Origin of the sequence: Kosakonia sp. 1610, assembly GCF_050435845.1 — a bacterium.
GTDB classification, from domain to species: domain Bacteria; phylum Pseudomonadota; class Gammaproteobacteria; order Enterobacterales; family Enterobacteriaceae; genus Kosakonia; species Kosakonia cowanii.
In genome coordinates this window covers 297,506-311,577 of sequence record NZ_JBNDKZ010000003.1, presented here as the reverse complement: position 1 = coordinate 311,577, position 14,072 = coordinate 297,506, and the positions used below count along the sequence as shown (strand labels likewise).

The 14,072-nt window shown below is 56.3% G+C and carries 14 protein-coding genes; 3 read left to right on the top strand and 11 right to left on the bottom strand.

The window, feature by feature from the left end; all coding sequences use genetic code 11:
* Nucleotides 1-275 precede the first annotated feature (275 nt).
* Complete coding sequence (locus tag ABIC80_RS12175) at nt 276-860, top strand: LuxR C-terminal-related transcriptional regulator (RefSeq protein WP_429177337.1); 585 nt, start codon at nt 276-278, stop codon at nt 858-860.
* Here the strand turns inward: ABIC80_RS12175 and nadR are convergent.
* The 3 genes from nadR to serB are packed head-to-tail and all read right to left on the bottom strand — an operon-like array spanning nt 810 to nt 4,428.
* On the bottom strand, nt 810-2,036 hold the full coding sequence (nadR, locus tag ABIC80_RS12170; RefSeq protein WP_023480307.1) for a multifunctional transcriptional regulator/nicotinamide-nucleotide adenylyltransferase/ribosylnicotinamide kinase NadR: 1,227 nt from the start codon (nt 2,034-2,036) through the stop codon (nt 810-812). The two genes, ABIC80_RS12175 and nadR, sit on opposite strands and share 51 nt — an antisense overlap.
* Before the next feature lie 29 nt (nt 2,037-2,065).
* Nucleotides 2,066-3,448 carry a DNA repair protein RadA gene (gene radA / locus ABIC80_RS12165; RefSeq protein ID WP_042716040.1) on the bottom strand — a complete coding sequence of 461 codons (1,383 nt, stop codon included), beginning with the start codon at nt 3,446-3,448 and terminating at the stop codon, nt 2,066-2,068.
* A gap of 8 nt (nt 3,449-3,456) precedes the next feature.
* Nucleotides 3,457-4,428, bottom strand: coding sequence for a phosphoserine phosphatase (serB, locus tag ABIC80_RS12160; protein WP_042716000.1), 972 nt, complete (start codon nt 4,426-4,428; stop codon nt 3,457-3,459).
* 118 nt (nt 4,429-4,546) lie between these two features.
* Here serB and ABIC80_RS12155 point away from each other — a divergent pair, with 118 nt between their 5' ends.
* Nucleotides 4,547-5,191, top strand: a complete 645-nt coding sequence (locus tag ABIC80_RS12155) for a YtjB family periplasmic protein (protein ID WP_263753301.1) — start codon at nt 4,547-4,549, stop codon at nt 5,189-5,191.
* A gap of 50 nt (nt 5,192-5,241) precedes the next feature.
* Entirely contained in the window at nt 5,242-6,258 is a 1,017-nt protein-coding gene (gene lplA, locus ABIC80_RS12150) for a lipoate--protein ligase LplA (RefSeq protein ID WP_429177336.1), read from the top strand.
* Nucleotides 6,259-6,426: 168 nt separating this feature from the next.
* On the opposite strand, the gene deoD is transcribed toward lplA, so the two are convergent.
* From deoD to osmY, 8 genes are all read right to left on the bottom strand, one after another.
* Complete coding sequence (gene deoD, locus ABIC80_RS12145; protein ID WP_023480392.1) at nt 6,427-7,146, bottom strand: purine-nucleoside phosphorylase; 720 nt, start codon at nt 7,144-7,146, stop codon at nt 6,427-6,429.
* Nucleotides 7,147-7,204: 58 nt separating this feature from the next.
* The gene (gene deoB, locus ABIC80_RS12140; protein ID WP_429177334.1) at nt 7,205-8,428 is read right to left on the bottom strand and encodes a phosphopentomutase; all 1,224 of its coding nucleotides are present in this window, start codon (nt 8,426-8,428) and stop codon (nt 7,205-7,207) included.
* A gap of 51 nt (nt 8,429-8,479) precedes the next feature.
* On the bottom strand, nt 8,480-9,802 hold the full coding sequence (deoA, locus tag ABIC80_RS12135; protein ID WP_429177332.1) for a thymidine phosphorylase: 1,323 nt from the start codon (nt 9,800-9,802) through the stop codon (nt 8,480-8,482).
* Between the two features lie 86 nt (nt 9,803-9,888).
* Nucleotides 9,889-10,668 (bottom strand): deoxyribose-phosphate aldolase, encoded by a 780-nt coding sequence (deoC, locus tag ABIC80_RS12130; RefSeq protein ID WP_124969957.1) that lies wholly within the window; start codon nt 10,666-10,668, stop codon nt 9,889-9,891.
* Nucleotides 10,669-10,918: 250 nt separating this feature from the next.
* The gene (locus ABIC80_RS12125) at nt 10,919-11,710 is read right to left on the bottom strand and encodes a TatD family hydrolase (RefSeq protein ID WP_429177330.1); all 792 of its coding nucleotides are present in this window, start codon (nt 11,708-11,710) and stop codon (nt 10,919-10,921) included.
* The gene (locus ABIC80_RS12120; protein WP_094419306.1) at nt 11,707-12,777 is read right to left on the bottom strand and encodes a patatin-like phospholipase family protein; all 1,071 of its coding nucleotides are present in this window, start codon (nt 12,775-12,777) and stop codon (nt 11,707-11,709) included. Before ABIC80_RS12120 ends, ABIC80_RS12125 begins: the two co-directional genes overlap by 4 nt.
* Before the next feature lie 118 nt (nt 12,778-12,895).
* Complete coding sequence (locus ABIC80_RS12115) at nt 12,896-13,057, bottom strand: DUF1328 domain-containing protein (RefSeq protein ID WP_023480205.1); 162 nt, start codon at nt 13,055-13,057, stop codon at nt 12,896-12,898.
* A 127-nt stretch (nt 13,058-13,184) separates the two neighbouring features.
* Nucleotides 13,185-13,802, bottom strand: a complete 618-nt coding sequence (gene osmY, locus ABIC80_RS12110) for a molecular chaperone OsmY (RefSeq protein WP_023480446.1) — start codon at nt 13,800-13,802, stop codon at nt 13,185-13,187.
* Between the last annotated feature and the right edge of the window lie 270 nt (nt 13,803-14,072).

Here is a 14,072-nt window from a genome sequence, read left to right as displayed (position 1 = left end):
AACCCTCAGCAAATTCCTCTTCTTTCCCGCACTAAAAAAGTATTTTTGTTTTTCTGTTATTCAGGACGAATAAGCCACCTCGTTATATTCGCCATGGAAATAAAATAAAAATAAACCGCATCAGACGACGCTAATCCAAAGCAGATATCACTGCGCAATGTCTATCGGCAGAATATCTGTTTTAGCTTTCGCTAAAAAAGCCGCATCTTGAATAACGCTACACCCAGTCGCTACCATTTTGCTTCCTCGTAACAGGCAGTAAACGGAGCCCTCTTATGCACATCATTACAGACGATCGCTTCCTGGCGTGCGGGCTGCGGGCGCTGTTTGATCAGGGAATCTTTAATCTTGCCGAAGAGGACGTTATCGTCGATTTCGATAATCACTTTCTGATTATTACTACGCTACCGACATTAAAAACGATTATGTCTGGCGACCAATCTTTTGAGCGTTTTTTATTACAGCCCTTTTTTAAAATCGAAAAGCGCATCGCTATAAAAGCGTTACCGCTTCAGCTGAAATACCGCCCCTGGCGGCAGCGTAAATATACCCCGCCATCACCGCCCCTCACGCGCAAAGAGCGGGCGCTGCTGACGTATGTGATGAACAGCGAGTATCAAAACGGGATTTTTGATTATGGCGAGCTGGGCAGCAAAACCCTGAGTACCCACAAATACAATCTGCTGCGCAAAGTGAACCTGCGATCGATTGCCGCGCTGGCGCAGGTGCATATGCGCTGGAAAACGCTCTCTCATCTGCGCTGTTTCTGGCCGGAGGGCGCATGCGCCAGACCGGCCAGAGAGCGCGCGCTACGCGCCCATCAGCTGTTTTACCAGGTCAACACACTGCAGGAAGCGTGAGTCGTAATCGGCCTCTTCAACGCGAACATAGTCGATATTATTCGCTTCCAGCATCGAGACCAGCAGGTCCTGAAACTCACGGCGATCGACAGAGCTGCCGAGGCTACGCAAACCGTCGTTGATCCACGGCGTGTTGTTTTCCAGCAGGATCACCAGATCGAAACGATACTCATCGATCAGCGCCTGCACAAAGGGGTGCTCGCGCCCCTCATACTTTTTACAGAAAGCCTGGGTGGTCACAAAGTCGGTATCGATAAAGGCGACTTTATTGGCGTATTTCACCGCGAAATCAATGTATTGTGCATGGCCTAGAGCAATTTTGTCGTAGTCGGAATATTGCAGCGCAATCTCATCCCCGCCGAGATGGGAGAAGACGTAATCGCGACCAAACTCCCAGGCGCTGGTGGTGTTGAAGATATTGGCAAGCTTGTTCACCAGCGTCGACTTCCCGCTCGACTCACCGCCAAGGATCGCCACCGTGCGCACAAAGAAGGGCTTCACTTCCGTCGGAATGTACTCCCAGTAGCGGAACGGGTTTTCACGAATTTGTGAACCGCTAATGTTCATAAAGGTGCGCTCGGGATCGACCAGCACCGCTTCCGTGCCGAGATGCTGCAAATATTGCGGCGCATCCGCAGCTTCAGAAGTGTAGATCCAGTTCGGCGTAATGCCCTTTTCCGCCATAAAGGCTTTGATGCCATTGCTCCAGACGTCCCAACCGTGAGGATAGGGCTCCATCCCCTCTTCGTTGAACGCATGGATGCGGATATTTTTCTGGTACTTAAAGGTTTGCAGCAGCCAGCGCAGACGGTCGCTCACCGTTGGCTGCTGCGACATCGCGCTCTCTTCAAACAGCGCGCGATCGCGGGTTTCGTCATACCCGAGGATGATATGCAGCTCGTCAACCTGGCTACAGGCGCGCTGGATCAGGTAGATATGACCGGTGTGCAGCGGGTAAAACTTGCCGAACACCACGCCGATATTTTTCTCGCGACGCGGGAAATCCAGCCCGAGGAAACGGTGCAGCGCCTCCAGCTTTTGCGCGCTGGGGCTTTTGATTTTGGCATTCAGCAGCTGGCTTAAGTAGCCTTTGGTCATGCCGCTGGCATCCGCGACCTGCTGCAACGTGCAGCCCTTCTGGCGAATGGCGGTTTTTAAGTAGTCGAATGACGACATCGTTGCCTCCTGCAAAAGTGATAAGCCAATTATAAGTCGTCAAAGACGCTTAGCGCATCGGCGAGCTTCTTCACGCCAAAGATCTGCATGCCTTCCGGCACCTTTTTCGGCACGTTTGCCGCCGGAACAATCGCCCGGCGAAAACCGTGCTTCGCCGCTTCCGAGATACGCTCCTGGCCGCTCGGCACCGGGCGGATCTCACCGGCCAAGCCGACTTCGCCGAACACCACCAAATCCTGCGGCAGCGGGCGATCGCGGAGGCTGGAGACCATCGCCAGCAGCAGCGCTAAGTCGGCGCTGGTTTCCGTCACTTTCACCCCGCCGACCACATTGACAAACACATCCTGGTCCGCCATCTGCAAACCGCCGTGGCGGTGCAGCACGGCCAGTAAAATCGCCAGCCGGTTCTGCTCAAGCCCTACCGCCACGCGGCGCGGGTTCGACATCATGGAGTGATCGACCAGCGCCTGGATCTCCACCAGCAGCGGGCGCGTACCTTCCCAGACCACCATTACTGAACTGCCGGAGGTCACTTCATCCCCGCGGCTAAGGAAGATGGCCGACGGGTTGCTCACTTCGCGCAGCCCTTGCTCGGTCATGGCGAAAACGCCCAGTTCGTTGACCGCGCCGAAGCGGTTCTTATGGCTGCGCAGCGTGCGGAAGCGGGAGTCGGCATCGCCGTCCAGCAGTACCGAACAGTCAATACAGTGCTCCAGCACTTTCGGCCCCGCCAGCGAACCATCTTTCGTCACGTGGCCGACCATTACAATCGCCACGTCGCGGGTTTTGGCAAAGCGGGTGAGATACGCCGCGGTTTCGCGCACCTGCGCGACGCTGCCGGGCGAGGACTGGATATCCGCCATGTGCATCACCTGGATGGAGTCGATCACCATCAGACGCGGCTTCTCCTCTTCAGCAATCATGCAGATCTGCTCGATGCTGGTCTCGGAGAGCATATTCAGGTTAGTGGTCGGCAGCCCTAAACGGTGGGCGCGCATCGCCACCTGCTGCAGTGACTCTTCGCCGGTGACATAAAGGGTTTTCATCTGCTCGGCGAGCTTGCAGAGCGTCTGTAACAGCAGCGTCGATTTACCCGCACCCGGGTTACCGCCAATCAGAATGGCGCTGCCAGGCACTACGCCGCCGCCGAGGACGCGGTCAAACTCTTTAAAACCGGTGGAGAAGCGCGGCAGCGCTTCGAGGCTAATGTCGGAGAGCTTTTGCACCTTCGACACGCCCGCGCTGCCCGCATAGCCGGAGAGGCGCTCGTTGCGCGCAACGGTTGGCGAAGCGGCCACGCGCACTTCGGTAATGGTGTTCCAGGCGTGACAGGCGCTGCATTGCCCCTGCCAGCGCGGATAATCAGCGCCGCACTCATTACAGACAAACGCACGTTTTGGAGCTTTCGCCACATTCACCTCTACTTCTTATTAATACTGCCGGAAAGGATACAAAATACGCCCATCAGGTCGGCGTGACGAATAGTCACTTCCGCCTTCTCATTCACAGTCGGTTTGGCGTGAAAAGCGATACCAAGCCCGGCGGATTTGATCATCGGAAGATCGTTGGCGCCATCACCAATCGCCACGGTCTGATCCGGGGCGATCTCATACTCTTCCGCCAGCAGCTTCAGCGTTTTCGCCTTGTACTGCGCATCGACGATATCCCCCAGCACCTGGCCGGTAAATTTGCCGTCGACGATCTCCAGCTGATTCGCCACCGCTGCCGTCAGATGCAGCTTGTCGCGCAGGTAGTCGGCAAAGAAGGTAAAGCCGCCGGAGGCAATCGCCACCTTCCAGCCGAGGGTTTCCAGTTTTAACACCAGTTGCACCAGGCCCGGCATCAGCGGCAGATTTTCGCGCACCTGATGCAGGATAGCAGCATCCGCGCCTTTTAAGGTCGCCACGCGGCTGCGCAGGCTGGCGGTGAAATCGAGTTCGCCGCGCATCGCGCGCTCGGTCACTTCAGCGACCTGTTCGCCGGTGCCGGCCAGTTTGGCGATCTCATCAATGCACTCAATCTGGATCGCGGTGGAGTCCATATCCATTACCAGCAGCCCTGGCGAGCGCAGGTGCGGGATTTTACCGAGCGGCGCGACATCCATGCCCTCATCGTGCGCCAGGCGCGTCGCGCGCGGCGTCAGCGAGCCTGCCAGGCGAATCACCTGATACTCATCCACGCTCCAGGCGGAAACAATCACCATCGCGGCACCCAGCTTGCGCTGATAGGTGGTCAGACGCTGCTTATCAAGGCTCCGGCTATAGAGCAACCAGCCGCTGCGACCAGCGTGATAATCCAGAGGCATCACCTCATCACCACTGAGAGAGAGCGGCAATCCCGGCCACTGAGAAACATCATCGGGCAGGTCGCACCAGGTCAGACTGTTAGGCATTAAAGCTCCTGTAAAAACGTTCGCGCCAGAAAGCACCGGAGGGGAAAATAACGCAAGAGGCTACCTTGTAATCAACGCTTCTGGCAACATTAAGCATCAAATTTACAACAGGTGACACATGAGTCGCGCAAAACTTAAATTTCGGCTGCATCGCGCCGTGATTGTCCTTATCTGTCTGGCGCTGTTGGTCGCGCTGATGCAGGGTGCTTCCTGGTTCAGCCAGAAGCATCAGCGCCAGCGAAATCCGCAGTTTGAAGAGCTGGCGAGAACCCTCGCACGCCAGGTGACGATCAACCTTACCCCGCTGATGCGCACCGAAACGCCCGATGAAAAACGCATCGCCGCCATCTTAAGCCCGCTGACGGAAGAGAGCCGCATTCTCGATGCCGGCGTTTATGACGCACAGGGCGACCTGGTGGCGAGCGCCGGTGAAAGTATTGAGGTGCGTGACCGACTGGCGCTGGATGGCAAAAAGGCGGGTGCCTACTTCAATCAGCAGATCGTTGAGCCAATCCAGGGCAAAAGCGGCCCGCTGGGTTATCTGCGCCTGACGCTGGATACCCATACGCTGGCGACGGAAGCCAAACAGGTGGATAACACCACCAATATTCTGCGTCTGATGCTGCTGCTCTCCCTGGCCATCGGCGTGGTGCTGACGCGCACCCTGTTGCAGGGCAAACGCACCCGCTGGCAACAGTCCCCCTTCCTGCTGACGGCCAATAAAGCGGTGCCGGAAGAGGATGAGCAGGAAAAGCGAGAGTAGCCGCAGCGGCTTTCTGTACGCTCCCTGATTTTTTAGCAAGGATATCGCCTATGTCGACGCTTCGTCTTCTTATCTCCGACTCTTACGATCCCTGGTTTAACCTGGCGGTTGAGGAGTCGATCTTCCGCCAGATGCCCGCTACGCAGCGGGTGCTGTTTCTCTGGCGTAACGCCGATACGGTAGTGATTGGCCGGGCGCAGAATCCGTGGAAGGAGTGCAACACTCGCCGCATGGAAGAGGACAACGTACGGCTGGCAAGGCGCAGCAGCGGCGGCGGCGCGGTGTTCCACGATCTCGGTAATACCTGTTTTACCTTTATGGCCGGCAAGCCGGAGTATGACAAAACCGTCTCCACCACCATTGTGCTCAGTGCGCTACAGGCGCTGGGCATTAACGCGGAAGCCTCCGGGCGCAACGACCTGGTAGTCAAAACCCCCGAGGGGGATCGTAAAATCTCCGGCTCGGCCTATCGCGAAACGCCGGATCGCGGCTTTCACCACGGCACGCTGCTGCTTAGCGCCGATCTCAGTCGTCTGGCGAACTATCTCAACCCGGATAAGAAGAAGTTGCAGGCCAAAGGCATCACCTCCGTGCGCGGTCGGGTGGCGAATCTGGTCGATCTGCTGCCGGACATCACTCATGAGCAGATTTGCGCCGCCGTCACCGAGGCCTTCTTTGAGCACTATGGCGAACGTGTCGAGGCAGAGGTTATCTCGCCGGACAAAACCCCGGACCTGCCGAACTTTGCCGAAACTTTTGCCCGCCAGAGCAGCTGGGAGTGGAACTTTGGCCAGGCCCCGGCCTTCAGCCATTTGCTGGATGAGCGTTTTACCTGGGGCGGCGTGGAGCTGCACTTCGATGTCGAAAAGGGGCATATCACCCGCGCGCAGATCTTTACCGACAGCCTGAACCCGGCACCGCTGGAAGCGCTGGCGGCACGTTTGCAGGGCTGCCTCTATCGCGCCGATATGCTGGCGCAGGCATGCGACGCGCTACTGGTAGATTTCCCGCAGCAGCAACAGGAGCTGCGCGAACTGTCGGCCTGGATTGTGCAGGCCGTGCGATAGAGCAGTATGCCTGGCGCTGTGCGTATCGGGTGTGAATAGATACGTGAATAGATTCTCAATAACTACTCTATTGATTTAAAAAGAAAAGCATGCAGATATGCAGCAAAAGATGAATAGATAGTAAGGGGTAAAATGCCGGGCAAGCTTACCGCCGCCCGGCAGGCAAAATTACGCGTTGTCGCCCAGCAGGACAGATTCCAGCGCGATTTTGATCATGTCGTTGAACGTGGTTTGACGCTCATCGGAGGTGGTCTGCTCGTGGGTGCGGATATGGTCGGAAACGGTGCAGATTGTCAGCGCTTTCGCACCGAACTCTGCCGCAACGCCATAGATACCCGCCGCTTCCATCTCCACGCCGAGAATGCCGTACTTCTCCATCACATCGAACATCTCGCCATCCGGGGAGTAGAAGAGATCGGCAGAGAAGAGGTTACCTACGCGCGCATCGACGCCAAGGTTTTTCGCCGCGTCAACCGCGTTACGCACCATGTCGAAATCCGCGATCGCTGCGAAGTCGTGATCCTTGAAACGCATACGGTTCACTTTGGAGTCGGTGCAGGCACCCATACCGATGACGATGTCACGCAGCTTCACATCCATACGCACGGCACCGCAGGAGCCGACGCGGATAATCTTTTTGACGCCAAAATCGGTGATCAGCTCTTTGGTGTAGATGGAGCAGGATGGAATACCCATACCGTGACCCATTACAGAGATTTTGCGGCCTTTGTAGGTGCCGGTGTAGCCCAGCATGCCGCGCACGTTGTTCACTTCACGATAATCTTCGAGGAACGTTTCGGCGATGTGCTTTGCGCGCAGCGGGTCGCCCGGCATCAGTACGACGTCCGCGAAATCGCCCATTTCTGCATTGATATGTGGGGTTGCCATCGTTGCTTCCTTTGACTTGTTAGAAAATGGAGGGCGGGAAAGACCCCGCCCAAAAACATCAGAACATGGCTTTGCCATACTCCATATCAGAGACGCCGAAGTAGCGGGCGATCGTCTGACCAATATCAGCGAAGGTCTCGCGGTGTCCCAGCGAGCCTGCTTTTACTTTCGGGCCGTAGATCAGTACCGGAATGTGTTCGCGGGTATGATCGGTGCCTTTCCAGGTCGGATCGCAGCCGTGGTCGGCGGTAAGGATCAGGATATCATCTTCCCCCACCAGCTCCATCAGCTCCGGCAGACGGCGGTCGAACAATTCCAGCCCGCCCGCATAACCGGCGACATCGCGGCGGTGGCCCCAGGAGGAGTCAAAATCGACGAAGTTGGTAAAGACGATGGTCTTATCACCCGCCTCTTTCATCTCGGTAATGGTGGCATCAAACAGTGCGTCAAGGCCGGTTGCCTTCACTTTTTTAGTGATACCGCAGTTGGCATAGATATCGGCGATTTTACCGACGGAGACCACCTGCCCATCCTTCTCCTCGACCAGTTTTTGCAGCACCGTCGCGGACGGCGGCTCAACGGCCAGATCGTGACGGTTGCCGGTACGCTGGAAGTTACCCGCTTTGTCGCCTACAAACGGACGCGCGATAACGCGGCCAATGTTGTAGCCGCCTTCGGTCAGCTCTTCGCGGGCAATTTCGCACAGCTCATATAGCTTATCGAGACCAAAGGTCTCTTCGTGGCAGGCAATCTGGAACACCGAGTCGGCAGAGGTATAGAAAATCGGCTTACCGGTTTTCATATGCTCTTCGCCGAGCTGGTCAAGAATGACCGTCCCGGAGGAGTGGCAGTTGCCGAGATAACCCGGCAGGTTAGCGCGCTCAACCAGCTTGTCCAGCAGCTCCTGCGGGAAGCTGTTATCGGTATCGCTGAAGTAGCCCCAGTCGAAAAGTACTGGTACACCGGCGATTTCCCAGTGTCCTGACGGCGTATCTTTCCCGGAAGAGAGTTCATGCGCCCAGGCATACGCGCCAATAATCTCGGCGTTGCCGTCCATACCGGCAGGGATCTCGCCGGTTGCGCCTTCGTGGGCTTTCGCAAGCCCGAGGCGAGTGAGATTCGGTAGATTAAGCGGACCTTTGCGCCCGGTATCTGCTTCACCTTTCGCACAGGCTTCAGCGATGTGGCCGAGAGTGTCGGAACCCGCGTCGCCGAAGCGATCCGCGTCTTCTGTCGCGCCGATGCCGAAAGAGTCCAGCACCATGATAAATGCACGTTTCATATGTTCTCCGTACCTTGTGCTTTGAAAAAAAGCGATCAGATCAGTATACCGCTATTCAGTTATGCGGCGATAGACCGTCGGTGTCTCTTTTGGTGCGCGGTCGCTCACACTTATTGCCTCTTTCACCACCTGTGCGGCACTCTGCCAGCTGGCTTCATCTTTGGCGTGAATAATGGCGAGCGGACGTTGGCCGTCAACCTGCTCGCCGAGGCGCACCATATCGGTTAAGCCAACGCTGTAATCAATAGTATCGGACGCCTGGCGACGACCGCCGCCCAAGGAGACCACCGCCATACCCAGTTCGCGGGTATCCATTGCGCTGATAAACCCTTCATCGTCGGCGTAAACCGCTTTGCTCAGGGTCGCCGTCGGTAAATAGCGATCGTAGTTCTCAACAAAATCCTGCGGGCCTTTCTGCGCGGCGACCATGCGCCCGAAAATCTCGGCCGCTTTGCCGTTATCCAGCACCGCCTGCAATTTCGCGCGTGCATCAGCGTCGTCTTTCGCCAGTTTGCCGGAGATGAGCATTTCGGCGCTGAGGGCCATTGTCACCTCAAACAGACGCGGATTACGGTATTCGCCCGTCAGGAACTGCACCGCTTCGCGCACTTCCACCGCGTTACCGGCGCTGGATGCCAGCACCTGATTCATATCGGTCAGCAGCGCGGTCGTACGCACGCCTGCACCGTTGGCAACGCCCACAATCGCTTCCGCCAGCTGTTCTGAACGCTCATAGGTCGGCATAAACGCCCCGCTGCCCACCTTCACATCCATCACCAGCGCATCAAGCCCTTCCGCCAGTTTTTTGGCGAGGATCGAGGCGGTGATCAGCGGAATGGAGTCAACGGTGGCGGTGATATCGCGGGTGGCGTAGAAGCGCTTATCTGCCGGTGCCAGCGAGTTGGTCTGGCCGATAATCGCCACGCCAACCTCTTTGATGATGTCGCGAAAACGCTGGTCGGAGGGGAAAATATCAAAGCCCGGAATCGCTTCCAGCTTATCGAGCGTGCCGCCCGTGTGGCCGAGGCCGCGCCCGGAGATCATCGGAATATAGCCGCCGCAGGCCGCCACCATCGGGCCGAGCATCAACGATGTCACATCGCCAACGCCGCCGGTGGAGTGCTTATCCACCACCGGGCCATTAAGATCGAGGCTTTTCCAGTCAAGCACGGTACCGGAATCACGCATCGCCATGGTCAGCGAGACACGCTCCGGCATGGTCATATCATGGAAGAAAATGGTCATCGCCAGCGCGGCGATTTGCCCTTCAGAAACGGTGTTATCGCGAATTCCGTTGATAAAGAAACGGATTTCTTCATCACTCAGCGCGATGCCATCGCGTTTTTTACGAATAATTTCTTGAGCGAGAAACAAGGTAACCCCCTGAGGATAGAGAGGGCCGGGCAATGGATTCAGCCCGGCAATATGGCTAATGATGGCGCAGCGCCATCAGGCAATCATCAGTAAGCGCTGCCGCTTTTGCCGTCGCCGTGGCCGAGCGCTTTCAACAGGCTCGCCAGCAGGCTGGACGCGCCAAAGCGGTAGTGACGCGCATCGGCCCAGTCGGCGCCAAACAGCTGATCGGCAATCGCCAGGTACTGCTGCGCATCTTCCGCCGTGCGCACGCCGCCCGCCGGTTTAAAACCAACGCTTTTTTCCACGCCCATATCGCGGATCACTTCCAGCATGATGCGCGCGCTCTCAGGCGTGGCGTTGACCGGCACTTTACCGGTGGACGTTTTAATAAAATCAGCCCCGGCTTTGATAGAGATTTCAGAAGCTTTGCGGATTAATGCTTCCTCTTTCAGCTCACCGGTTTCGATAATCACTTTCAGCAGCACATTCGCCGCTGCACAAGCCTCTTTACACGCTTTCACCAGATCGAAACCGACCTGCTCGTTACCGGCAATCAGCGCGCGGTAAGGGAAAACGACGTCCACTTCATCCGCGCCGTAGGCGATAGCCGCGCGGGTTTCCGCCAGCGCAATCCCGATATCGTCATTACCGTGCGGGAAGTTGGTGACGGTGGCGATACGGATCTCCGGCGTCCCCTGCTCGTTCAGGGTTTTACGCGCAATCGGGATAAAACGCGGATAGATGCAGATCGCGGCAGTATTGCCGACCGGGGTTTTCGCCTGATGGCACAGCGCAATGACTTTCTCATTGGTGTCGTCATCATTCAGGGTGGTCAGGTCCATCAGTTTCAGCGCGCGCAGGCTGCTGGCAGTTAAATCAGTCATATTCTCTCCGACGGCATAATGCCGGTTTTAGTTCGGTTTTGTGAGTATTCTAACATTCACCCACAATTACACTTCGACACGCATCACAGTTAGCAAAAAGTTTGTTCATGCTTGCATAACCATAACGCGACATTGATCAAATTATTCTGGTACAGAAAGGCAACCACGCGTGGAGGCAGCTGCAGCAAGCCCACGCCATTTGAATGTGAGAATTTTAACACAGGAGAGTGTGCCTGCCGATGAAAAAGCGTTACAGCCGTGAATCAGGCAGAGCGAAGAGCCGTTGGGTATTGTGAAACAGCGCGTTAGCAATCACATCCGGCTTTTCCGGGCGCAGTTCGCAGAGGGTTGCAAATACATTTGCCGCCCGCTCCGGACGGTTGGGCTGCCCCTGAAAACCGTTGAGCGGCATATCGGGTGCGTCGGTTTCAAGCAGCAGCGAGGCGAGCGGCAGTTGTGCCATCACATCGCGGGTTTTACTGGCGCGCGGATAGGTAATCGTGCCGCCAACACCGATGCAATAGCCCAGATCGATAAAGCGCTGTGCCTGTTGCAGACTACCCGCAAAGCCATGCACCACGCCGGTTCGCGGCAGGTTATGCTTTTTCAGCTGCATCGCCAGCTTGTCATGGGTGCGGCGGGAGTGAAGAAGAACCGGCAAATCATAGCGCTTCGCCATTTTTAGCTGCGCATCAAGCAGTTCCTGCTGGCGCTCAAACTGCGGATTATCGCGATAGAGGTCGAGGCCGATTTCGCCGATGGCGATCACCTTCTCAGGCCGGGTGGCGAGCAGCGCATCCAGCTCGTCCAGACTCTGCTGTGTATGCTCCTCCACCACAATCGGGTGCAGGCCCAGCGCGGCATAGAGCGCGTGATGCTGCTGCGCCAGGTTGCAGACGCGGTCAAAATAGCGGGCGGCGATGGCGGGCACAATAATGCGCTCAACGCCCGCCTCTGCCGCGCGGGCGATACTGGCCGCTTCATCGCCTTTGAAGGGTGCGAAATCGAAATGGCAGTGGGTATCGATAAAGCGAAAACTCACGCGCTGTCCTCGTTATTGAGCGAAATATCATTGGCCTCCGGCGCGGTCACCAGCGGCAGATCAAGCGCGTCGTTCGCCACCTCGGCGGGCGGCACCACGCGCGTTGTCGGCGCTACCACCGGCGTATAGCGCAGCAGCGGCGGCGTCTCGGCCAGCAATTTACCCACCGTCGCCAGGAAGTAGCGTCCGCATAAGCGGCCAATTTTATAATCTTCCCGCAGCGCCGGTAAACGGCTGCCGAGCGCCATGCTTTTTAACAGCTTCGGCGGGTAGATTTCGATGATGCGCAGCTTGCCCGGCGGCGTTTCGATAAACTGCTGCGTGGCGAGATAGCTCTTCTCATGATGCTGCACCAGGTTGACCAGCGACTGCAGGCTGCTTTCGCCGAGCCAGCGCTCCATACGCTTAAACCACTGCGGCGTGTAGTACATCTGCGACGGGACGGTGCGGATCACCACGATGGTATCGGCCCCGCGACGCGCGGCTTCCTGCACCGGGATGGCGTCGCTGACGCCACCGTCCAGATAGTTGACGCCGCTCAGCGCCACGCCGGTGCGATAAAAGCCTGGAATGGCACTTGAGGCACGGATCAGGTCGAGCCATGTCTGGTGATTAGGTAAAAAATACTCCGCCGAATAATCATCCTGGCGGCAGGCGCACATGTAAAAGGCTTTTCCGGCGTCGAAGGCGCGTACACCATGATCCATTGCCAGCGGCATTTCGGTCGCAGTGGCGTTAACCAGCCAGTCAAGATCGATAAGGTTGCCGCCGCGCACGAAGCGCAGCGGGTCGAAAAATTCCCGTCGCGTGGTGTAGCGCATAATCACTTTACGCGCGTAACCCGGTTGGTTGCAGACATACGCCGACAGGTTTTGCGCGCCGGCAGAGGTGCCAAAGAAGAGATCGAAAGGGTTGAAGTCGGCGCGCATAAACTCATCCAGCACGCCCGCGGTAAAGATGCCGCGCTGACCGCCGCCTTCGCACACCAGTGCCAGACGTCCCGGTCGAAACGGTTTCAGCGCCAGCGGCGCAATATTGCCGAGCGTGATGGGAATATGTTGCCCCACTTCGTTTTCCTTTTAAGCAAATGTCACAACAAAGTAGCGCAATATTTAAGTCCCTGAAACAGCAAAGCCAGTCACGAGGACTGGCTTTAATGTAACCGAAGTTTAAGCGTATTAAACGCTACGGGCGCCGACGACCCATGAACAGGCTGACCAGGAACAGAACGATACCAACGATGAAGACGATTTTCGCCGCACCGGCTGCTGTACCTGCCAAACCACCAAAGCCCAGAGCGGCGGCAATTAACGCGATAACCAGAAAAATAATGCCCCAACGAAACATAAAACTCTCCTTAACCATAGTTAATGTCGACCGCAAGCGATGGGCTCTCAGATGCCCATCCGCGATGTTTCCTGCTAAGTATCTATCGCGCCCGGACATCGCCAGGCGCGGATTTTTTCACGTACTCTTATTTAACTTTCAGGTCGTTCTTCACGCTTTTCACGCCATCAACTGCTTTGGCGATGCTTTCAGCGCGCTCACTTTGAGCCTTGGATTCCACCGTACCGGATAACTGAACAACGCCGTCAGTGGTTTCCACTTTCACCATACGGGACGGGACGTTTTCATCGGCCAGCAGCTTCGCTTTGATTTCGCTGGTGGTGGCGGTATCACCCGCGTAACCTTTTGCAGTGCTCTCTTTCGCATCGCGAACGTGCAGTTTGTCGCTTACAGAAGCCACACCCTCTACACCTTTCGCCACGGAAACCGCCTCTTCAGCCTGTTTCTGGCTTTCGACGAAACCGCTCAGGGTTACCACTTTTTTGTCCGTTTTCACGGAGATATCGGTGCTTTTAATGCTTTCATGATCGACCAGCGCTGCTTTAACTTTTGCAGTAATGGTACTGTCGTCCATGAATCCACCGACTTTATTCATAGAGCTATCAATTTTGTCCCCTGCACTGGACGCGGTGCTTTGCGCTTTATCAGTGGTGGTTTCCGCCGCCAGGGCAGAACCCGTGGTCAGAACAGAGCCCAGCGTAATAGCCAGCAGGGTTTTAGAAAGAGTCAGCTTTGTCATAGTCATCGATGTTATTCCTGTATGTTTGCCCACCATTTGGGCTGAAGCAGCAAGAAGCTGCCAACTGCTGCGGTGAAACTCACCGTATCAACGTCAATGGTTGCGATCACATTCCGGCAAATCGCTGCGCTGATGCAGTTGTTAATGTTATCTGGTGATTAGTTGAGTGGATAAAAGACCATTAAACACGCATTGAGCAGTACTTTCAGCCACACACCTTGTCATCACTTTGTTAAATATAGATCACTCTCGACAAAGATCCTGTTGGAGTGCGTA

What these genes read in the sequence shown, in the direction of transcription:
- nadR (WP_023480307.1), bottom strand. Translation starts at nt 2,036, where the DNA reads ATGTCGTCATTCGACTACTTAAAAACCGCCATTCGCCAGAAGGGCTGC.
- deoB (WP_429177334.1), bottom strand. Translation starts at nt 8,428, where the DNA reads ATGAAACGTGCATTTATCATGGTGCTGGACTCTTTCGGCATCGGCGCG.
- deoC (WP_124969957.1), bottom strand. Translation starts at nt 10,668, where the DNA reads ATGACTGATTTAACTGCCAGCAGCCTGCGCGCGCTGAAACTGATGGAC.
- ABIC80_RS12115 (WP_023480205.1), bottom strand. Translation starts at nt 13,057, where the DNA reads ATGTTTCGTTGGGGCATTATTTTTCTGGTTATCGCGTTAATTGCCGCC.
- osmY (WP_023480446.1), bottom strand. Translation starts at nt 13,802, where the DNA reads ATGACTATGACAAAGCTGACTCTTTCTAAAACCCTGCTGGCTATTACG.
- serB (WP_042716000.1), bottom strand. Translation starts at nt 4,428, where the DNA reads ATGCCTAACAGTCTGACCTGGTGCGACCTGCCCGATGATGTTTCTCAG.
- ABIC80_RS12155 (WP_263753301.1), top strand. Translation starts at nt 4,547, where the DNA reads ATGAGTCGCGCAAAACTTAAATTTCGGCTGCATCGCGCCGTGATTGTC.
- lplA (WP_429177336.1), top strand. Translation starts at nt 5,242, where the DNA reads ATGTCGACGCTTCGTCTTCTTATCTCCGACTCTTACGATCCCTGGTTT.
- ABIC80_RS12175 (WP_429177337.1), top strand. Translation starts at nt 276, where the DNA reads ATGCACATCATTACAGACGATCGCTTCCTGGCGTGCGGGCTGCGGGCG.
- deoD (WP_023480392.1), bottom strand. Translation starts at nt 7,146, where the DNA reads ATGGCAACCCCACATATCAATGCAGAAATGGGCGATTTCGCGGACGTC.